The organism is Aeromonas crassostreae (assembly GCF_054052445.1).
Genome location: NZ_JBSTYM010000012.1, coordinates 14,782 through 35,148, shown reverse-complemented (window position 1 = coordinate 35,148; position 20,367 = coordinate 14,782). Strand labels below are relative to the sequence as shown.

The 20,367-nt window shown below is 60.9% G+C and carries 19 protein-coding genes; 14 read left to right on the top strand and 5 right to left on the bottom strand.

The features are described 5' to 3' along the window. Positions 1-16 precede the first annotated feature (16 nt). The 5 genes from fhuB to ACW5W4_RS11120 all read right to left on the bottom strand — a co-directional run bounded on the left by fhuB (position 17) and on the right by ACW5W4_RS11120 (position 7,652). Positions 17-1,999, bottom strand: coding sequence for a Fe(3+)-hydroxamate ABC transporter permease FhuB (gene fhuB, locus ACW5W4_RS11140; RefSeq protein ID WP_456689408.1), 1,983 nt, complete (start codon positions 1,997-1,999; stop codon positions 17-19). Further along, entirely contained in the window at positions 1,996-2,913 is a 918-nt protein-coding gene (locus ACW5W4_RS11135) for an ABC transporter substrate-binding protein (RefSeq protein ID WP_456689407.1), read from the bottom strand. Before ACW5W4_RS11135 ends, fhuB begins: the two co-directional genes overlap by 4 nt. Before the next feature lie 145 nt (positions 2,914-3,058). Continuing rightward, the gene (locus ACW5W4_RS11130) at positions 3,059-3,823 is read right to left on the bottom strand and encodes an ATP-binding cassette domain-containing protein (protein WP_427262898.1); all 765 of its coding nucleotides are present in this window, start codon (positions 3,821-3,823) and stop codon (positions 3,059-3,061) included. Between the two features lie 22 nt (positions 3,824-3,845). Next, positions 3,846-5,492 carry a multidrug ABC transporter permease/ATP-binding protein gene (locus ACW5W4_RS11125; RefSeq protein ID WP_456689406.1) on the bottom strand — a complete coding sequence of 549 codons (1,647 nt, stop codon included), beginning with the start codon at positions 5,490-5,492 and terminating at the stop codon, positions 3,846-3,848. A gap of 60 nt (positions 5,493-5,552) precedes the next feature. After that, positions 5,553-7,652: a TonB-dependent siderophore receptor gene (locus tag ACW5W4_RS11120; RefSeq protein ID WP_456689405.1), complete on the bottom strand. Its 2,100-nt coding sequence runs from the start codon at positions 7,650-7,652 to the stop codon at positions 5,553-5,555. 381 nt (positions 7,653-8,033) lie between these two features. On the opposite strand from ACW5W4_RS11120, the gene mioC reads away from it, so the two are divergent. The 14 genes from mioC to ACW5W4_RS11050 all read left to right on the top strand — a co-directional run bounded on the left by mioC (position 8,034) and on the right by ACW5W4_RS11050 (position 20,332). Beyond that, positions 8,034-8,483 (top strand): FMN-binding protein MioC, encoded by a 450-nt coding sequence (mioC, locus tag ACW5W4_RS11115; protein ID WP_408795775.1) that lies wholly within the window; start codon positions 8,034-8,036, stop codon positions 8,481-8,483. A gap of 518 nt (positions 8,484-9,001) precedes the next feature. Next, complete coding sequence (gene mnmG, locus ACW5W4_RS11110) at positions 9,002-10,891, top strand: tRNA uridine-5-carboxymethylaminomethyl(34) synthesis enzyme MnmG (protein WP_456689404.1); 1,890 nt, start codon at positions 9,002-9,004, stop codon at positions 10,889-10,891. Between the two features lie 21 nt (positions 10,892-10,912). Continuing rightward, positions 10,913-11,530, top strand: coding sequence for a 16S rRNA (guanine(527)-N(7))-methyltransferase RsmG (rsmG, locus tag ACW5W4_RS11105; protein ID WP_427262902.1), 618 nt, complete (start codon positions 10,913-10,915; stop codon positions 11,528-11,530). A 34-nt stretch (positions 11,531-11,564) separates the two neighbouring features. Further along, entirely contained in the window at positions 11,565-12,368 is an 804-nt protein-coding gene (locus tag ACW5W4_RS11100) for a ParA family protein (RefSeq protein WP_427262903.1), read from the top strand. Further along, positions 12,365-13,273 (top strand): ParB/RepB/Spo0J family partition protein, encoded by a 909-nt coding sequence (locus tag ACW5W4_RS11095; RefSeq protein WP_456689403.1) that lies wholly within the window; start codon positions 12,365-12,367, stop codon positions 13,271-13,273. Before ACW5W4_RS11100 ends, ACW5W4_RS11095 begins: the two co-directional genes overlap by 4 nt. Positions 13,274-13,480: 207 nt before the next feature. Next, positions 13,481-13,870, top strand: a complete 390-nt coding sequence (locus ACW5W4_RS11090; RefSeq protein ID WP_408795771.1) for an ATP synthase subunit I — start codon at positions 13,481-13,483, stop codon at positions 13,868-13,870. Between the two features lie 8 nt (positions 13,871-13,878). Continuing rightward, positions 13,879-14,658, top strand: a complete 780-nt coding sequence (atpB, locus tag ACW5W4_RS11085; RefSeq protein WP_005319615.1) for a F0F1 ATP synthase subunit A — start codon at positions 13,879-13,881, stop codon at positions 14,656-14,658. Positions 14,659-14,697: 39 nt separating this feature from the next. Beyond that, a complete protein-coding gene (atpE, locus tag ACW5W4_RS11080; RefSeq protein WP_370881544.1) occupies positions 14,698-14,925 on the top strand; it encodes a F0F1 ATP synthase subunit C in 228 nt (75 codons plus the stop codon). Positions 14,926-14,982: 57 nt separating this feature from the next. Then, complete coding sequence (atpF, locus tag ACW5W4_RS11075; RefSeq protein ID WP_427262904.1) at positions 14,983-15,453, top strand: F0F1 ATP synthase subunit B; 471 nt, start codon at positions 14,983-14,985, stop codon at positions 15,451-15,453. Positions 15,454-15,466: 13 nt separating this feature from the next. Further along, complete coding sequence (gene atpH, locus ACW5W4_RS11070) at positions 15,467-16,000, top strand: F0F1 ATP synthase subunit delta (protein ID WP_042000399.1); 534 nt, start codon at positions 15,467-15,469, stop codon at positions 15,998-16,000. Positions 16,001-16,015: 15 nt separating this feature from the next. After that, positions 16,016-17,557, top strand: a complete 1,542-nt coding sequence (atpA, locus tag ACW5W4_RS11065) for a F0F1 ATP synthase subunit alpha (RefSeq protein WP_427262906.1) — start codon at positions 16,016-16,018, stop codon at positions 17,555-17,557. 42 nt (positions 17,558-17,599) lie between these two features. Beyond that, positions 17,600-18,466, top strand: coding sequence for a F0F1 ATP synthase subunit gamma (gene atpG / locus ACW5W4_RS11060; protein WP_042000406.1), 867 nt, complete (start codon positions 17,600-17,602; stop codon positions 18,464-18,466). A 33-nt stretch (positions 18,467-18,499) separates the two neighbouring features. Beyond that, complete coding sequence (gene atpD / locus ACW5W4_RS11055; RefSeq protein ID WP_427262907.1) at positions 18,500-19,888, top strand: F0F1 ATP synthase subunit beta; 1,389 nt, start codon at positions 18,500-18,502, stop codon at positions 19,886-19,888. A gap of 18 nt (positions 19,889-19,906) precedes the next feature. Continuing rightward, complete coding sequence (locus tag ACW5W4_RS11050; protein ID WP_042000414.1) at positions 19,907-20,332, top strand: F0F1 ATP synthase subunit epsilon; 426 nt, start codon at positions 19,907-19,909, stop codon at positions 20,330-20,332. The last annotated feature ends 35 nt before the right edge of the window (positions 20,333-20,367 follow it).

The window sequence follows — 20,367 nt, the reverse complement described above, 5'->3', positions numbered from 1 at the left end:
TTTTTTCACCTAAAAGCTAGAGGCGGCGCAGGCACCACATGAAGTAAGCGCCCCCTAACAGGGTGGAGACCAGACCGACCGGCACCTCCTGGGGGAACAGGACTTGCTGGCCGACCCAGTCCGCCAACACCATCAGCAGGGCTCCGCACCCCGCCGCGCCGAGCAGGTGCCAGCGGGCCCGCACCAGCCCCATCAGCTTGGCCATGTGGGGGGCCAGCAGGCCGGCGAAGGAGAGCGGCCCTATCACCATGGTGGCGCTGGCGGTGAGCACGGCCACCAGCAGCAGTATGATGAGCTGGGCCCGGCTCAGGCGAATGCCGAGCGCCGTCGCCACCGCAGGCCCCATGGGCATGAGATCGAGCCAGCGGCTCACCAGCAGGCAGGCCGCTAGCATCAGCAGCGCCAGCCCTGTCAGGCCATAGGCCACCGGCAGGGTGACATAATAGGTGGAGCCGGACATCCAGGAGAGCAGCTGCTGCACTCGCAGATCGCCGTTGGCCAGGGCGATGGCCTGCAGCGGCTCGAACAGCGCCGTGATGGCGATGCCGGAGAGCAGGATCCGCTCAGGCTGGAAGCCGTGCTTGCGGTTGACCAGCACCAGCAGCAGCAGGCAGCCGAAGGCGCCTATCACTCCCCCCAGCAGCATCATGGGCAGCGGCAAAGCGGGCAGCAGCAAGGCCGTCGCTATCACCCCCATGAAGGTACCGCCGCTCACCCCCAGCAGCTCGGGGCTCGCCATGGGGTTGTTGCTGACCCGCTGCAGCAGGGTGCCCGCCAGGGCCAGCAAGACCCCGGCCGCCCCCGCCGCCAGGGTGCGCGGCAGGCGCCACTCCAGCTGGGCCTGCCACCGCAGCCAGCTCGGCCAGCTCCAGCCGTGCATCCCCTGCCCGACCAGCAGGGACGCAACCACCGCCAATATCAGCCCCATCAACAGCAGGCCGATAAGGCGAGCAGGTGCGCCATGGCGTGCCACCGTCAGGCCGCTGGCGGCCTTGGGGGCCCCCGACTTGAAGGCAAGCCGAGGGATCAGCCAGAGCAGCAGCGGCGCCCCCAGCAGCGCCGTCATGGCCCCGGTCGGGATCAGCACAGGCCAGAAGCGGCTCAGGGATTGCAGCAGCAGATCCGTGGCCGCCAGCAGCAGGGCGCCCAGGATCGGCGCCCACAGCAGGCGCTGGCCGAGCTTTCTGACCCCCAGCAGCCGCACCATGGCCGGCGCCGCCAGCCCGATAAAACCTATCAGCCCCACCACGCTCACCACGCAGGCGGTGACGAAGACCGCGAGCCCCAGGCCCGCGAAGCGCAGCTGCTTGAGGGAGACCCCCAGGCTGCGGGCGCTGGCATCGTCCAGCTCCAGCACGCCAAGGGGGCGGACCAGCAGGGCGGCCAGGGCCCCGGCCAGCAGCAGCCGCGGCAGCAGGTAGAGGACGCCGCTCCAGCTGTTCTGGGCCAGGGAGCCGCTGCCCCACACCAGCAGGCCCTTGAGCTCCTCCTGGAAGAAGAGCAGCAGCCCCATGCTGATGGCCGCCAGATAGAGGTTGATCACCAGCCCGGCGAAGACGATGACCACGGGATTGAGCTGGCGCCGCCAGGCCAGGGCAAACACCAGCCCCATGGCGAGGCTCCCCCCCGCCATGGCGATCCACTCGCGCCCGATCAACAGCCAGGAGGGGGCGAACAGGGTCACCATCATCAGCGCCAGCTGGGCGCCGGAGGCCACCCCGAGCGTGGTGGGGGACGCCAGGGGATTGCGCAGCACCTGTTGCATCAGGGTACCGGCCAGGCCGAGGGCGGCCCCGGCCAGCAGGCAGACCAACAGCCGCGGCAACCAGCTGAAGTGGACGACAGCCTGGCGGGCGTCGTCCAGCCTGGGAGAGAAGAGCGCTTGCCACCAGAGGGCGCCCGGCAGCTGGCGCGCCAGCTCGGCGCAGGCCAGCACCAGGGTCAGCGCCAGCAGGCACAGACCCGGGCGCAGCAGGGGAGAGGAGACGAAAGGGTTCATTGGGCTTCCCCCTTGAGGGCCACCTTGGCCTGATCCTGCAGGGCCGCGCCGAGCAGGGTGGCGAAACGACGGGCGGCCAACATGCCACCGAAGCTCCAGGTGGCGGGCAGATGCAGCACGGGCGCGTTCTGTACCAGCGGCAGGTGCTGCCAGAGCCCGGGCTCCTGCAGCTTCTCGCTCACCCCCACGGGAACGGGTTCCACCACCACCAGCCTGGCCTCGGGAATGGCCAAGAACTGCTCCAGGCTGGCCACCGAGAAGCCCCAGGCATTGGTCTCCCCCTGCCAGGCATTGCGCAGGCCGAGCCGCGCCATCACCGCCTCGAACAGGCTGTGGCGGCCAAACACCCGCACATGGCGCTCGTCGATGAACTGCACCACCAGCAAGGGGGGCAGAGAGGCAGGCAGCGCCGCCTTCATCTGCGCCAGATCCCGCTCCAGGGCGGCGAGCTGGCGCTCGGCCTCGGTGGTTCTGTTCACCAGCGCGGCTATGGTCAGGGTCGCCTCCCGCAGGCGCGGCCACAGCTCGGCATCGGGCTCATAGAGGGAGATGGACTGCACCGGCGCGATGCGGGACAGGGTTGGCTCAAGCGGCGCCGCCAGCGGGGAGATGAGGATGAGATCGGGTTTGAGTTCCGCCAGCAGCTCCCGGTTGGGCTGGGCCCGCAGGCCGATGTCGATCACCTCGGCGGGGAGCCTGGGTTCGCCGACCCAGGCGCGATAGGCGTTCACATCCCCCATGGCCAGCGGGGTCACGCCGAGGGCCAGCAAGGTCTCGGCTATGGTCCAGTCCACGGTAGCGATGCGGGGCGTGGCGTCGATCGCGTCAGTGGCGGTGACAAGCTGCCCGGCCTCCCCTGCCAGGGGCAGCAGCAGACTGAGCAGGCAGGGGGCAATCTTCAGTAGACGATTCAAGAGCGGCCCCCGGTCAGGCGATGGCGTGGTCATGGGCCGGGTGGCGAATGACTTCCATCGGGATGCCATGGTGCATGGAGTGCAGGGGCTCGCCAGTCTGCAGTGATATGGGTACAAATAAACGCATCGGGATAACAAACCTTGTCTAAACGATGGCGATGGCGTGGTCATGAGCCGGGTGGCGAATGACTTCCATCGGGATGCCGTAGATGGCATGCAGGGTCTCGCTGGTCATGATGCGTGAAGGCTCGCCCTGGGTCAGCAGACGACCGCCGTGCAGCGCCACCAGCCGATCGCAGAAGCGAGATGCCATGTTGATGTCGTGGATGACGATGATGACCCCGAGGTTGAGCTGGCGGCTGAGCTGCTTGACGAGGGTGAGTACCTCCACCTGATGAGCCACGTCCAGGGCGGCCAGCGGCTCGTCCAGCAGGATGAAGCGGCTCTCCTGGGCCAGCAGCATGGCCAGCCAGACCCGGCCCCGCTCGCCGCCGGACAGGGTATCCACCAGCCGATCGGCGAAGCGTTCGGTATGGGTCAGAGCGATGGCCCGCGCCACCTGGCGGTGATCTTCCTCCCCCATGCGGCCCAGCAGGCCGCGCCAGGGATAGCGCCCCATCTCCACCAGCTCGCGGCCGAGCAGGTTCTCGGCGCTCGGCAGATGCTGGGGCAGATAGGCCACCTGACGGGCGAAGTCCCGGTTGCCCCACTCCTGCAACGGCTGGTCATCGAACAGTATCTCCCCGCCGCTGTGGGGCTGCTGGCGTGCCAGCAGCTTGAGCAGGGTGGATTTGCCCGAGCCGTTGTGGCCGATGAGGCCATAGACCCGGCCCTGCTCGAAGCGCAGGCTGGTGGGTTGCAGCAGGGTGCGGTCGTTGACCACGAAGCTGGCAGCTTTCATCTCAAACATAAAAGGTTCCTGTTGGCCGGCATCAGACCGGCACCTCGCTATCGAGATGGGCGACGGCATCCCGGCTCACCTGCTCGCGCCGCTCGCCGGTCAGCTCGGTGAGGCGGCCCTGACGCATCTCCAGCAGGCGATCCGCCAGGGAGAAATAGAGATCGTCGTGGCTGATGGCGATCACCGTCTTGCCCATCTCCTTGAGGCGCGGCAGCAGCACCTGATAGAAGATGCGGCGGAACTGGGGATCCTGATCCGCGGCCCACTCGTCAAACAGCATCACCTCGCGCTGCTCCGCCAGGGCCAGCAGCAGGGCGACCCGCTTGCGCTGGCCCTGGGAGAGGTCGATGTCGGCGATGAAGTTGTTCTCGATGGCGAGCTTGCTGCCCATCTGCAACCGCTCCAGCCACTCGGCCACCAGCTCATCCTTGGGTTCCGGCCCCAGCAGGTGCTGGAACAGGTGATAGTCGGTGAAGATCGCGGAGAAGAGCGCCAGGTAGGCGTTGCGATCGGTGACGGGCTTACCATCCAGCAGGATCCGGCCAGAGACCGGCTGATAGAGCCCGGTCAGCAGCATGGCCAGGGTCGACTTGCCGGAGCCGTTGCCGCCGATGATGAACACCTGCTCCCCCCGCTCGATCACCAGATTGATGGGCCCCACGGCGAAGCCGCCCTCCCCCTGATAGTGAAAGCTCACCTGCTCCAGCTCGATCCGTTGCCAGACACTGGGGGCCGGCGGCAGCGGGAAGGCGGGTTCCGGCTCGGCCAGGTTCAGGGTCGCTATCTTGTCGAACGCCACCTGGGCGGCGATCAGGGTCGGCAGGGCGCCAATGCCCTGCAACAGCGGGGTGCGCAGGAACAACAGGGTCAGGGCGAAGGTGGCGGCCACATTGGTGTTGGCCCAGCCGAGGCCATTGGCCAGGAAGAAGACCAGGCCGATGGCTCCCAGCATCATGATGTTCGACCAGTTCACCGCGCTCAGGTGGTAGGTATCGGCGCGGATGATGTGGCGGCGATAGTCCTGGGCGTTCTGCTCATAGAGCTGGTGATAGACGAAGTGGGCCCGCTCGCGGTTGAGGGCCAGCTCCTTGCTGCCGGCGATGATGGACTGGTAGTTCTGATAGAGCCTGTCCTCGGCCTGACGCATGTGAGACAGGTGGCGATAGACATGGTTCACCAGCAGCCAGCCCACCACCATGGTGATGGTGACCCAGAGGGCGGTGACGCCGAGCAGGGCGGGAGAGAGCAGGCCGAGGTAGATGATGGAACCCAGGGTGAGCACCAGCCCCTGCACCAGCTCCGGCAGGCGCACGAAGGCGATGGTGATCTGGCCGATGTCGCTGGAGAGGGAGGCCAGCAGCGGCCCCTGCCCCAGCTGGCGAATGCGAGCGACGTCGGTGTCCAGCAGTTGCTTGAGCAGGCGACCGCGCAGGTGATAGACGAAATGGTGACCCAGGGTGGTCAGGGCCAGCTGGGATCCCAGAGTTATCACCAGCAGCAGCAAGATGAGGCCGATCAGCTGGCCAAGCACAGGCAGTGGCTCGCCGACTGATTCGATAAGCGATTGATTTATAAAGTAAATAACACCTATCCCGCTCACTGCGCTGAGCAGGCTGAGCAGGGTAATGGCGATGAAGGGCCAACGGTATTGGCGGTAAACCAGTGACAAGAGTTCCATGACAGGCCTGTATGCGAAAAGAAGGAGGGCGGGAGCTAATGCCCCCGCCCGGCCTGGTGCTTACCAGCGGTAGTTGACGGAGCCGACTATGCTGCGCGGCTCGCCGTAGTAGCAGTAGTAGTCACAGCTTGCCACATAGGTGTCGTTCAGCAGGTTGTTGACGTTGATCTGGGCTCGCCAGTTCTTGGCAAAATCATACCCGATCATCGCATCCCATACGGTCTGGGCCGGCACCTGGGCGGAACCATAGATGGGGGTGTAGTCCGCATTCACCGCGCCTATGCCGACGCTGGAGCCGATATAGCGCACCCCGGTGCCCAGTTCCAGCCCGGAGACCGGCCCCTGCTGCACCTGGTAGTTGCCCCAGAAGGAGGCCTGGTGGCGCGGGATCAGGCTGGCACGACGGTCACCGTTGCCGGTGTCGTTGGTCTTGGCATCGGTGTAGGTATAAGCAGCGGTCAGACGCAGCGCCTCGGTGGCCTGCACGCTCCCCTCCAGTTCGACGCCCCGGGAGGTCACTTCGCCGGCCTGGGTTTGCTGACCTGAGCCTGTAGAGACCAGCGAGTTGGTCTGCTCCAGATCGAACAGCGCCAGGTTGATGTAACCATCGAGGAAGCTGGGGGCGTACTTGATGCCGGTCTCGTACAGCTTGCCTTCCAGCGGCTTGTAGGAGTTCCTGGTGTTGGGATCTATGCCCGGCAGCACCTCGAACGACTCCGCATAGGCGAAGTAGGGGGAGAGGCCGTTGTCGGCCAGGTACATCAGGCTGCCGGAGAGGGAGAGGTTGTCGTCATACTGCTTCTCGTTCTTGGCGGTGGCTTCGCTGATGTTGTGGGTCTCCACATAGTCGAAGCGGCCCCCTGCGGTCAGCAGCCAGCGATCGTCCCAACGGATCTGGTGCTGGGCATAGAAGCCGCTCTGACCCTTGGTGCTCTTCTGATGGGTGGTGGTGGACTCGTCGAAACCGGGGAAGCCGCCGTGATCCGGGTGCAGGGTATCGATGGATCCCATGCCGTAGTTGTCGGCTTCCTGACCTTCGTTCACGTGACGCTGCAGATCCATCCCCAGCAGCAGGGTCTGTTCGGTGCGGTCCGTGTTCCAGTAGCCCACCAGCTGGTTGTCCATGGTGCCACTCTTGGTGTCGCCATCACGATAGACCAGACCGCGGTAGGCGGTGGTGCCCTCATAGGTCGGGAAGATATAGGTCTGGCGCAGCAGCAGATCGTTGTAGTTGAAGCGGACGTTCTGCTTGAATTCCCAGGTCTCGTTGATCTGGTGGGCCAGCTCGTAACCGGCGGAGATCTGGGTGTTGCGATTGCGATCGTAGTCCGGCTGGCTCAGGTTGGTGCTGGGATCAATCTGGCCGCCCGAGGTGTTGAGGGTGCCATAGACAGGGAAGAAGCCGTTGGTGGGCACCCCTTCGTCGTGCAGGAAACTGGCCAGCAGGGTGAGGTTGGTGCGATCCGAGAGATCGAACGTGACGCTCGGCGCCAGATAGGCGCGCTCGTTGTAGGTACCATCCAGCACGCCGTCCCGCTCTTTATAGAGGGCCACCATGCGGTAGCGGCTGTCATCGGTCAGGGCATCGGACACATCCACCCCGATCTGGCGATGATCCCGGCTGCCCAGTTGCAGATCCAGCAGGCCCTGAGGGGTGGCGGTCGGCTTCTTGCTGATGGCATTGATCACGCCGCCGGGAGGCGCCTCGCCGTAGAGGATGGAGGCCGGGCCCTTGAGCACTTCCACGCTCTCGAGGCCGAAGGGCTCAGGGGTCCAGACGTAGTAACCGGTGCCGAACAGGCGGTTGCCGTCGAGGTAATCGGCGGCATTGAAGCCACGCACCTTGAACCAGTTGGTGTTGTTGTCGGAGCCATAGAAACCGGTGAGTACGCCGGAGCGGTAGCGCAGGGACTCGTCGAGCTGCTGCACCCCATGCTGATCCAGCTCCTCGCGGTTGACCACTGAGACGGCGCGAGGCGTCTCGGCCATGGGCACTTCCACCTTCATGGCGGTGCCGGTGACCACCATGGTTTCACTGGCCTTGGGCAGGACATCCTCCTCGGCCAGGGCAGGCAAAGTACCCAGCAGGCACGCCAGAGGCACCAGACGCCCCAGCAGGGAGAGGGCCGGGGTGAATGAATCTTCTGTTTGAACTGTCATGTTTTAAGTCTCAATTCTTCAATGAGTTGGTTTTATGTTTTTATGAGACGGGCCAGGCCCGCCTCGCCGAACGATGCGGCGAATAAAGCAGCGTCATGCTACTACAGGAGGGGATCTCAATCGATTTAATAATTGCCAATCATTCGCATCCGTATTGACAGAGAGCAAGGAGATCCCACTCAGCCGAAGAAAGTAGACACAAAAGAGTCTTTCTGGCGGGCGGCCATATATAAGGAAGAGCAGAAGAGGAAAAAGAGTGAGGATCTGCGGCGGGATCTCGACCGCCGAAAAGCGGCCGAATATCCCCAATGCTTATCCATATTTATCCACATGCTTTGGCGGTAGAATCCGGATCCTCACCGCATCAGGAATCAGATAGCCATGGCCAAATTCAACCTCATCGTCGGCTCCATGCTGGGCGCCGCCGAGTATGTCGCCGACCACCTTGCCCAGCAGATCGAACAGGGCGGCCACCAGGCCGAGATCCATAATCCCGCCCGCCTGGCGACCATCATGGCCGAGCCTGACACCATACTGCTGATCGTCACCTCGACCCATGGCGCCGGGGACGTGCCGGACAATCTCCAGCCGTTCGCAAAAGATCTTTCCGAGCAAAAACCGGATCTTGCCGCGTTTCGTTACGGGGTGGTCGCCCTGGGGGACAGCAGCTACGACACCTTCTGCGCCGGCGGCAAGACCCTGGATCGCCTGTTGCACGAGTGCGGAGCCAGCCGGATCGGCGAGCGACTGGAGATAGATGTCACCCGCTACGAGATCCCGGAAGATGCCGCCGAGGCCTGGATCCACCCCTGGCTCGCCTCGATCGCCTGATCAAGAGGGGAGATCCCCGGCCAGGAGACGATCTCCCCTTCCCCGCCTCGATTGACTATCCACCAGGTTATTCACAATTCGATCCGGCAGACTTGTTCTACATGCTTACCCACAGCAATCGGGGGTGATGTGGATAACTACAGCTCAAACCTCTGTAAAACCTATAGTTATCCTATGCGCTAGTTATCTACAGATCCGGTACTGTGTATAAACACCCTGGTTGTCCCCCGGTTCCCCGGGCCAGGATCCAAGCTTTTCCACAGGCTGGGATCGTCTTTAAGATAATGATCTTTATGATCAAAAAGTGCTTATCAACAGAAATCCTGGATCCTAATAAAAGATCCAGTAAAAGATCGATCTAAAGATCCTTAAGATCTACTAACGGATCCTGATCTCCCAAAGGCGATCAACTAGACGTTTCACTGAGCACCTGAAACAGATAGAATGTTTGCCCCCTTGATACGGGGTTCTAGACGGCAAACAAAACGATCTCAGGCGTGCAGATCAAGGTGATCCCAATGCAATACCATGAACAATTTGATGTGATCGTCGTCGGTGGCGGTCATGCAGGAACCGAGGCGGCGGCGGCTTCTGCCCGCATGGGCATGAATACCCTGCTGCTGACACACAACATCGATACCCTGGGCCACATGTCGTGCAACCCGGCGATCGGTGGGATCGGTAAGGGACACCTGGTCAAGGAAATCGATGCCCTCGGCGGGATCATGGCGCGTGCCATCGATCTTGGCGGGATCCAGTTCCGCACCCTCAACTCCTCCAAGGGCCCGGCTGTGCGTGCCACCCGCGCCCAGGCGGATCGTCTGCTCTACAAGGCGGCGGTGCGGGAGATGCTGGAGAACCAGCCGAACCTGAAGATCTTCCAGCAGGCCTGTGACGATCTCATCATGGACGGGGATCGCGTCGCCGGTGTCGTGACCCAGAGCGGGATCCGCTTTCACGGCAAGACGGTGGTACTGACCGTCGGCACCTTCCTCAACGGCCTGATCCACATCGGCATGGACAACTACAAGGGCGGTCGCGCCGGGGATCCTCCCTCGATCGCCCTCGCCCAGCGTCTGCGGGAATTGCCCCTGCGCATCGACAGGCTCAAGACAGGCACGCCGCCGCGGATCGATGCTCGCAGCGTCGATTTTTCCGTGATGCAGGCCCAGGCGGGCGACACCCCGACCCCGGTATTCTCCTTCATCGGTGATGCCAGCCAGCATCCGCGCCAGATCTCCTGCTTCGTGACCCATACCAACGAGCAGACCCATGAGGTGATCCGCAACAACCTGGATCGCAGCCCCATGTACGCCGGGGTGATCGAGGGGATCGGGCCCCGTTACTGCCCGTCGATCGAGGACAAGATCACCCGTTTCGCCGACAAGACGGCGCACCAGATCTTCGTGGAGCCGGAAGGGCTGACCACCCACGAGCTCTACCCGAACGGGATCTCCACCAGCCTGCCATTCGACGTGCAGGTGCAGATCGTCCGTTCGATCCGCGGCTTCGAGCATGCCCACATCACCCGTCCCGGCTATGCCATCGAATACGACTTCTTCGATCCGCGGGATCTCAAGGCGAACATGGAGAGCAAGTGCATCCCCAATCTGTTCTTCGCCGGCCAGATCAACGGCACCACCGGCTACGAAGAGGCCGGAGCCCAGGGCCTGCTGGCGGGGCTGAACGCCGCCCTGCGCGCCCAGGACAAGGATCCCTGGCATCCCCGTCGGGATCAGGCCTACATGGGGGTGATGATGGACGATCTCTCCACCCTGGGGACCCGCGAGCCCTATCGCATGTTCACCAGCCGCGCCGAATACCGCCTGCTGCTGCGGGAAGACAACGCTGACTTGCGTCTGACCCCGGCCGGCCGCGAACTGGGTCTGGTGGACGATGAGCGCTGGGCCAGGTTCAACAGCAAGCTGGAGTCGGTGGAGCAGGAGCGTCAGCGTCTGCGCAGCACCTGGGTCCATCCCCAGCATGTGGCCGTGCCCGGCATCAATGCCCTGGTCAACACCCCCATCAGCCGCGAACACAGCCTGGAAGAGCTGATGCGTCGCCCGGAAGTGACCTATGACGCCCTGATGGCCATCGAGGGAGTGGGTCCGGCCCTCGCGGATCCCGCCGCCGCCGATCAGGTGGAGATCCAGATCAAGTACGCCGGTTACATCGATCGTCAGCAGGACGAGGTGGAGAAGCAGCTGCGCAACGAAAACACCCTGTTGCCGCTGGATATGGACTATCGCGACGTCAACGGTCTCTCCAACGAGGTGATCGCCAAGCTCAACGATGCCAAGCCCCAGACCATAGGTCAGGCGTCCCGCATCTCCGGTATCACCCCGGCGGCCATCTCCATCCTGCTGGTTCACCTGAAGAAACACGGTTTGCTGCGTAAAACCGCCTGAGGATCCTTGCCCTTGGAAAACATGCTGGAAAGATTGAACGGCCTGCTCGCGCAGGCCGATATCGTTATAACTGAGACTCAAAAGACCCAACTTATCAAGCTGGTCGAGTTGCTGCACAAGTGGAACAAGGCTTACAATCTCACCTCGGTGCGCGAGCCTGACGCCATGCTGGTCAAGCATATCCTCGACAGCCTGGTGGTGAGCCCTCACCTGCGCGGTGAGCGTTTCATCGACGTGGGGACAGGCCCCGGTCTGCCGGGCCTGCCGCTGGCCATCATCAACCCGGACAAGCAGTTCGTGCTGCTCGACAGCCTGGGCAAGCGGATCAGCTTCATCCGCCAGGTGATCCAGGAGCTGGGACTCACCAACGTGACCCCTGTGCTGAGCCGGGTGGAAGCCTATCAGCCCGAGCAGGGCTTCGATGGCGTGCTGAGCCGGGCCTTCGCCTCCCTGGAGGACATGCTGACCTGGTGTCACCACCTGCCGTCTGCCCAGGGCAGCTTCCTGGCGCTCAAGGGACAATACCCGGCGCAGGAACTGGCCCAGTTGCCGGCCAACATCCGCCTGGTGGCCTCCCATCCCCTGGTGGTGCCCGAGCTGGAAGGCGAGCGTCACCTGCTGGAGTTTAAAACCATCTAGCCCGCTTGGGCTGCCGTTTCATTGAGGGGATAGTGTGGGAAAAGTCATCGCCATAGCCAACCAGAAGGGTGGGGTCGGAAAAACCACCACCTGCGTGAACCTGGCGGCCTCCATGGCGGCTACCCGCCGCAAGGTGCTGGTGATCGATCTGGATCCCCAGGGCAATGCCACCATGGGCAGCGGCGTCGACAAGTATGACGTCGAGCGTACCGCCTACGAGCTGCTGATCGAAGATATCCCGGTGCGGGAGGTGATCGTCACCGACACCTCCGGCGGCTATCACCTGATCGCCGCCAACGCCGACGTGACCGCGGCCGAAATCCGCCTCATGGAGTTCTTCGCCCGGGAGATCCGGCTGCGCAACGCCATCGCCTCGGTGCGCGACAAATACGATTACATCTTCATCGACTGCCCCCCCTCCCTCAACATGTTGACCGTCAACGCCATGGCCGCCGCCGACTCTGTGCTGGTGCCCATGCAGTGCGAATACTATGCCCTGGAGGGGCTGACGGCCCTGGTCGACACCATCAGCAAGCTGGCCGCCGTGGTCAATCCGGATCTCAAGATCGAGGGGGTGCTGCGCACCATGTTCGATCACCGCAACCGGCTGGCCAATGATGTGTCCGATCAGCTTAAACAGCACTTCGGGGACAAGGTCTATCGCACCATCATCCCCCGCAACGTGCGGCTGGCGGAGGCGCCGAGCTTCGGAGCCCCGGCCATGCACTATGACAAATCATCGGTGGGTGCCAAGGCCTATCTGGCTCTGGCTGGCGAGATACTGCGCCGCCAGGAGCAGGCGCCACAGGCGGCCATCGCAGATCGAGAGAGCATATGACCCCGAAAAAACGTGGGCTGGGCAAGGGCCTGGATGCCCTGCTCAGCACCAGCACGGCCGCGCGCCAGAAACAGGTGATGAGCGATCAGCGCACCGAAGAGGCCATGGCCCCCGCCCCCCAGGGGGAGCTGCGCAAGCTGCCGGTGGAGTGGCTGCGTTCGGGCAAGTACCAGCCGCGCAAGGACATGTCCCAGGACGCGCTGGACGATCTCGCCAACTCCATTCGCGCCCAGGGGGTGATCCAGCCCATAGTGGTGCGTCCCCTCGGCGAGCAATCGTTTGAGATCATCGCCGGCGAGCGGCGCTGGCGCGCCTCCCAGCTCGCCCGGCTCGAGGTGGTGCCCTGCATCGTCAAGGACGTGCCCGACGAGGCCGCCGTGGCCATCGCCCTGATCGAGAATATCCAGCGCGAAGATCTCAATGCCATCGAGGAAGCCGTCGCCCTGCAGCGGCTGCTGACCGAGTTTGAGCTGACCCACCAGCAGGTGGCCGAGGCGGTGGGCAAGTCTCGCACCACTGTCACCAACCTGCTGCGCCTCAACCAGCTCAACGACGACGTGAAGCGCTTCGTGGAGCATGGCGACCTCGACATGGGTCATGCCCGCGCCCTGCTGGCCCTGAGCGGCCCGGCCCAGTCCGAGCTGGCCAAGCTGGTGGCCCAGAAGGGCTTGACCGTGCGAGATACCGAGCGCTTGGTGCAAAAAACATTGGAACCGGCAAAAACCAGGGTTGAACCGGTTCGGGATCCGCAATTTGCTTACCTCGAGCGTCAGATTTCCGAAAAAATTGGCAATCAGGTGCAATTGCAGCAAGGCAGACAGGATAGTGGCAAGTTAGTAATAAGTTACGAGAACTTGGCCGATTTGGATCGGGTTTTGGGCTATTTTGGCCTGTCAGAATCGTGATTTTTACGCTTTGTGTAGTAATAAAACATCCATTCCTTTCGATATGAACCTAACCTTAATTTTGTGCGGAAAGCCGCAAAATTTAAGGGTTTTTGCCATGTTGCAATAGCTGTCTTCAAGGGTATAATTTGACCGGCTTTTGGGGCTGTAAATTCGTACATGCCAACATGTCGTTTTTTACAGTTCTGTAATGTTCAGGGGGCGTAGGTGAAGCAGAAATTGGCCTGGAAAGGTTTGACACTGGCCCTGGCGATGATTGCTTGCCAACTCACCCTGATCCTGGCTGTGAGTGCCGCTTGGGTTCACCTTAGGGGCATTTCGGCTGGATATGCGTCCCTCTATGGGGGAGGCATATACCTGATTCCACAACTCCTGTTCAGTCTGTTTACGTTGAACCGGAACCTCGGCCCCGGGAGTGCGGGCTGGGTATTGTGGGATTTTTATGTTGGAGCAGGGATCAAGCTGGTAAGTACCGTCGCACTCTTCGTGGCAGTGCTCTCGTACGTCGAGGTGGATCACCTTCCCCTCTATGTCACCTATTCGCTCTCCCTGTTTTTCCAATGGGTCATCACGATCGTTCTCAATAACCGCTACTAGGAAAACTCATGGCTGCAACCGGAGAAGCCCTGACTACTCAGGGATACATCTCCCACCACCTGCACCATCTGCAAGTGGGTTCGGGGTTCTGGACGGTAAATATCGACTCCATGATATTTTCCGTTATCCTCGGCGCTCTGTTTATCTGGATATTCCGCAAGGTGGCTGCTACGGCGACCAGCGGTGTACCGGGCAAGCTTCAGTGTTTTGTAGAAATGGTTGTCGAGTTTGTGGATGACACCGTCAAGGGTATCTTCCACGGTAAGAGCAAGCTGATCGCTCCGCTGGCACTGACCGTGTTCATCTGGGTTTTCCTGATGAACTTGATGGATCTCATCCCGGTTGACTACCTGCCCTACACGGCACAAGTGCTGGGCATCCCCTACTTGCGAGTAGTTCCTTCCGCCGATGTTAACATCACCATGTCCATGGCCCTGGGTGTCTTCGCCTTGATCATCATCTACAGCATCAAGATGAAGGGCGTCTCGGGTTTTGTGAAAGAGTTGACCCTCAACCCTTTCAATCACTGGGCACTGATCCCTGTTAACCTCGCGTTGGAGTTGGTTACCCTGCTGTCCAAGCCCATCTCTCTGGGTCTGCGTCTGTTTGGTAACATGTATGCCGGTGAACTGGTGTTTATCCTGATCGCTGGTCTGCTACCGTGGTGGTCCCAATGGCTCCTTAGTGTGCCCTGGGCGCTGTTCCACATTCTGGTAATTACTCTGCAAGCCTTTATCTTCATGGTATTGACCATTGTCTATTTGTCGATGGCCAGTGAAGACCATTAATCCTGTTACGTTTACTAGCTCTGTTTGGAGAATATAAAGATGGAAATGATTTACTTCGCCGCTGCAATCATGCTGGGTATGGCCGCTGTTGGTGCCGCTATCGGTATCTCTCTGCTGGGTGGCAAGTTCCTGGAAGGCGCCGCTCGCCAACCTGACCTGATGCCCATCCTGCGTACCAACTTCTTCATCGTAATGGGTCTGGTCGACGCAATCCCGATGATCGTGGTCGGTATGGCTCTGTACCTGATCTTCGGGGTTGCTGCCTGATAAGTGATGCGGTTGTTATCACTTTCTTTTTAAATTTCATATAGAGAGGTCTTGGTTGTGAGTATCAATGCCACCCTCCTCGGTCAGACACTTGCTTTCATCATTTTTGTCTGGTGCTGCATGAAGTTCGTATGGCCGCCGCTGATGGCTGCCATCGAAGCCCGTCAGAAAGCTATCTCTGACGGACTCTCTTCTGCAGAGCGTGCCAAAAAAGATCTGGACTTGGCCAAGGCCAACGCCACCGATCAGCTGAAAGAAGCCAAGCGTCAGGCTGCCGAAATCATTGAACAGGCCAACAAACGCAAGGCCCAGATCATCGATGAGGCGGCAACCGGTGCCCAGGCTGAGCGGGAGAAAATCCTGGCTCAAGGCCGTGCCGAGATCGACGCTGAACGTCATCGTGCCAAAGAAGAACTGCGCAAGCAGGTTGCTGCTCTTGCCATTGCGGGCGCAGAGAAGATCCTGGCGCGCCACATCGACCAGGCTGCCAACAGCGACATCGTCGACAAACTGGTAGCAGAACTGTAACGGGAACGGGGCCATGTCTGAACTGACTACTATCGCTCGCCCCTACGCCAAGGCTGCTTTCGAGTTTGCCGTTGAGCACAAGGCGGTTGACCAATGGCTGGAGATGCTCGATTTCGCGGCGCAAGTCGTCGAAAACGAGACCATCCACTCCATGGTACACGGCTCTGTGGCTGCCGAGTCCCTCGCAAACCTGTTTGTGAGTGTCTGCGGTGAACAACTCGACGCGCATGGCCAGAACCTGATCCGGGTGATGGCTGAGAATGGTCGCTTGGGTGTGCTGCCGGCGGTCGTGACCGAATATGTATTGCTCAAGGCTGAACTCGACAAAGAAGTTCAGGCTGACGTGATTTCGGCACACGAACTGACCGACCAGCAGAAGGCCGCTATTCAGGCTTCTCTGGAGCAACGTCTCGCACGCAAAGTGAAGCTGAATTGCAGCATGGATGCGTCCTTGATGGCCGGAGTGCTCATCAAGGCCGGAGATCTGGTTATCGACGGCACCGTCCGCGGTAAGCTGGATCGCATGGCCGACGCGCTGCAATCTTGATTGGGGTATTAGAGCATGCAACTGAATTCCACTGAAATCGCCGAGCTTATCAAGCAGCGCATCGCGCAGTTTGATGTCAAGAGCGAAGCGCGCAACGAAGGTACCATCGTCTCCGTAAGCGACGGTATCATTCGTATCCACGGTCTGGCCGATGCCATGCAGGGTGAAATGATCGAGCTGCCGGGCAACCGCTTCGCTCTGGCATTGAACCTGGAGCGTGACTCCGTCGGTGCCGTGGTCATGGGTCCCTACGCCGATCTGGCCGAAGGGATGAAAGTAAAAGGGACTGGCCGCATTCTGGAAGTGCCGGTCGGTCGTGGTCTGTTGGGCCGGGTGGTCAACACCCTGGGTCAGCCTATCGACGGTAAGGGTCCCATCGACAACGACGGCTTCTCGCCGATCGAAGTGATCGCACCGGGCGTTATCGAGCGTAAGTCTGTTGACCAGCCTGTCCAGACCGGCCTGAAAGCCATCGATGCCATGATCCCCATCGGTCGTGGCCAGCGTGAGCTGATCATCGGTGACCGTCAGGTGGGCAAGACCGCCATCGCCATCGACACCATCATCAACCAGAAAGACTCTGGTATTAAGTGTGTGTACGTCGCGATCGGCCAGAAGGCTTCCACCATCGCCAACGTGGTGCGCAAGCTGGAAGAGCACGGCGCCCTGGCCAACACCATAGTCGTGGTTGCCTCCGCGTCCGAAGCCGCTGCCCTGCAGTACCTGGCGCCCTATGCCGGTTGCTCCATGGGTGAGTACTTCCGTGACCGCGGCGAAGACGCGCTCATCATCTATGATGACCTGTCCAAGCAAGCCGTGGCCTACCGCCAGATCTCCCTGCTGCTGCGCCGTCCGCCAGGACGCGAAGCCTACCCGGGTGACGTCTTCTATCTGCACTCCCGTCTGCTCGAGCGCGCTTCCCGCGTCAACGTCGAGTACGTCGAGAAGTTCACCAAGGGTGCCGTGACTGGCCAGACCGGTTCGCTGACCGCGCTGCCGATCATCGAAACCCAGGCCGGCGACGTGTCTGCGTTCGTTCCGACCAACGTGATCTCCATCACCGACGGTCAGATCTTCCTGACCACTCAGCTGTTCAACTCCGGTATTCGTCCGGCGGTTGACCCGGGTATCTCCGTATCCCGGGTAGGTGGCGCGGCCCAGACCAAGATCGTCAAGAAGCTGTCCGGTGGTATCCGTACCGCCCTGGCCCAGTACCGCGAGCTGGCGGCCTTCGCCCAGTTCTCTTCCGATCTGGACGAGGCGACCCGCAAGCAGCTGGACCACGGTCAGAAAGTGACCGAGCTGATGAAGCAGAAACAGTACTCTCCGATGAGCGTGGCCCAGCAATCCCTGGTGCTGTTCGCCGCCGAGAAGGGTTACCTCTCCGATGTCGAAATCGCCAAGATCGTCGACTTCGAAGCCGCTCTGCTCTCTTACGCCAATACCCAGCATGGCGAGCTGATGGCTGAGATCAATGCCAAGGCCGACTACAACGATGACATCGTTGGCAAGCTGACTGCGTTGCTCGATACCTTCAAGGCAACCCAGACCTGGTAAGCGTGTGTGGCAGCGCAAGCTGCCACCTGATGGAGAGAAGAGATGGCCGGCGCAAAAGAGATACGTAACAAGATCGGGAGTGTGAAGAACACTCAGAAGATCACCGGCGCTATGGAAATGGTGGCAGCAAGCAAGATGCGCCGTGCGCAGGAACGCATGTCTGCCAGCCGTCCGTACGCTGAAACCATGCGCAAGGTGATCGGCCATATCGCCCAGGGGAACTTGGAATACAAGCACCCCTACCTCATGGAACGTGAGGTCAAGCGAGTGGGTTACATCGTCGTCTCCACCGACCGTGGCCTGTGTGGCGGCCTGAACATCAACCTGTTCAAGGCAGCCCTCAATGATATGAAGCAATGGAGCGCGAAAGGAGCCAAGGTTGACCTGGCTCTGATCGGCAACAAGGCCTCCGGCTTCTTTCAGCGGCACGGTGCCAAGGTGCAAGCCCATGTCTCCGGACTGGGTGACAACCCGAGCATCAATGACCTGATCGGTTCAGTGAAGGTCATGCTGAAGGCGTACGACAACGGTGAGATAGACAAGCTGTATCTGGTGTACAACAAGTTCGTCAACACCATGGTGCAGCAACCCCGAGTCGATCAATTGCTGCCTTTGCCCGTAACAGAAGACAGCAAGCTCGCCAAGAAGCACCACTGGGATTACCTCTATGAGCCGGATCCCAAGAAGCTGCTGGATACCCTGCTGATTCGCTATGTCGAGTCCCAGGTGTACCAGGGCGTGGTGGAAAACTTGGCCAGCGAACAGGCAGCCCGAATGGTTGCCATGCAAGCCGCGACTGACAACGCCGGCAACCTGATTAACGATCTGCAACTGGTATACAACAAGGCCCGTCAGGCCAGTATCACCCAGGAGCTGACAGAGATCGTTTCCGGTGCTGCTGCGGTGTAAGGCAAGGGTTATCAAAGGTTTAGAGGATTTGACATGAGTAATGGTTTCATCGTCCAAATCATCGGCGCTGTGGTGGACATCGAGTTCCCGCAGAATGCCGTGCCCAAGGTGTACGATGCTCTGAGCGTCGTCAGCGAAGGTCAAGGCCAGGGTCTGGTGCTGGAAGTGCAGCAGCAGATCGGTGGCGGTGTCGTACGCTGCATCACCATGGGTTCCTCCGACGGTCTGCGTCGTGGGTTGGAAGTAGTTAATACCGGCAAGGCAATCCAGGTACCGGTCGGTACCTCGACCCTGGGCCGCATCATGAACGTACTGGGCGAGCCCATCGACGAGAAGGGTCCGATCGGCGAAGAAGAGCGTTGGTCCATCCACCGCGAAGCCCCCAGCTACGAAGATCAGTCCAACAGCAACGACCTGCTGGAGACCGGCATCAAGGTTATCGACCTGGTATGCCCGTTCGCCAAGGGTGGTAAGGTCGGTCTGTTCGGTGGCGCCGGTGTCGGCAAGACCGTCAACATGATGGAACTGATCCGTAACATCGCCATCGAGCACAGCGGTTACTCCGTGTTCGCCGGTGTCGGTGAGCGTACCCGTGAGGGTAACGACTTCTACCACGAGATGATGGAGTCCAACGTACTGGACAAGGTATCTCTGGTTTACGGTCAGATGAACGAGCCGCCCGGAAACCGTCTGCGCGTGGCGCTGACCGGCCTGACCATGGCCGAGAAGTTCCGTGACGAGGGCCGTGACGTCTTGTTCTTCGTGGACAACATCTACCGTTACACCCTGGCGGGTACCGAAGTATCCGCACTGCTGGGCCGTATGCCGTCCGCAGTAGGTTACCAGCCGACCCTGGCCGAGGAGATGGGCGTTCTGCAGGAACGTATCACCTCCACCAAGACAGGTTCCATCACCTCAGTCCAGGCCGTTTACGTGCCTGCGGATGACTTGACCGACCCGTCTCCGGCGACCACCTTCGCCCACCTGGATGCGACAGTGGTACTGTCCCGTCAGATCGCGGCACTGGGTATCTACCCTGCCGTTGACCCGCTGGACTCCACCTCCCGTCAGCTGGATCCGCTGGTGGTTGGCAAGGAGCACTACGAGACTGCTCGTGGCGTTCAGACCGTGCTGCAGCGCTACAAGGAGCTGAAGGACATCATCGCCATCCTGGGTATGGATGAACTGTCAGAAGAAGACAAACTGACCGTCGCCCGTGCCCGTAAGATCGAGCGTTTCCTGTCCCAGCCGTTCTTCGTGGCCGAAGTATTTACCGGTTCTCCGGGCAAATACGTGCCGCTGAAAGAGACCATCCGTGGTTTCCAGGGCATCCTGAAAGGCGAGTATGACGATCTGCCCGAGCAGGCGTTCTACATGGTTGGCGGTATCGACGAAGTCGTCGAGAAAGCCAAGAAACTGTAAGCCTCGATAGGAGGGCCCATGGCTGAGATATCCTTTCACCTGGACGTGGTGAGCGCCGAAGGAAAGCTGTTTTCCGGTCGCGTACAATCTGCCCAGGTATCAGGCTCCGAGGGTGAGCTGGGTCTCCGCCACGGTCATGCACCGCTGCTGACGTCCATCAAGCCGGGCCTGGTCCGCTTGGTGAAGCAGAACGGTGATGAAGAGGTGATGTACATCTCCGGCGGCATGCTGGAAGTACAACCCGAAGCCGTGACTGTGCTGGCCGATACCGCGATCCGTGCCGATGACCTGGATGAGGCGAAAGCCCAGGAAGCCAAGCGTCGTGCCGAGGAGCGGATCCACAGCTCCCATGGTGACATCGATTACGCCCAGGCCGCCACCGAGCTGGCCAAGGCGATGGCCCAACTGCGGGTTATCGATATCGTCAAAAAGAATTACCGTTAATAGCGGTACTATCAAAAGCGACCTTCGGGTCGCTT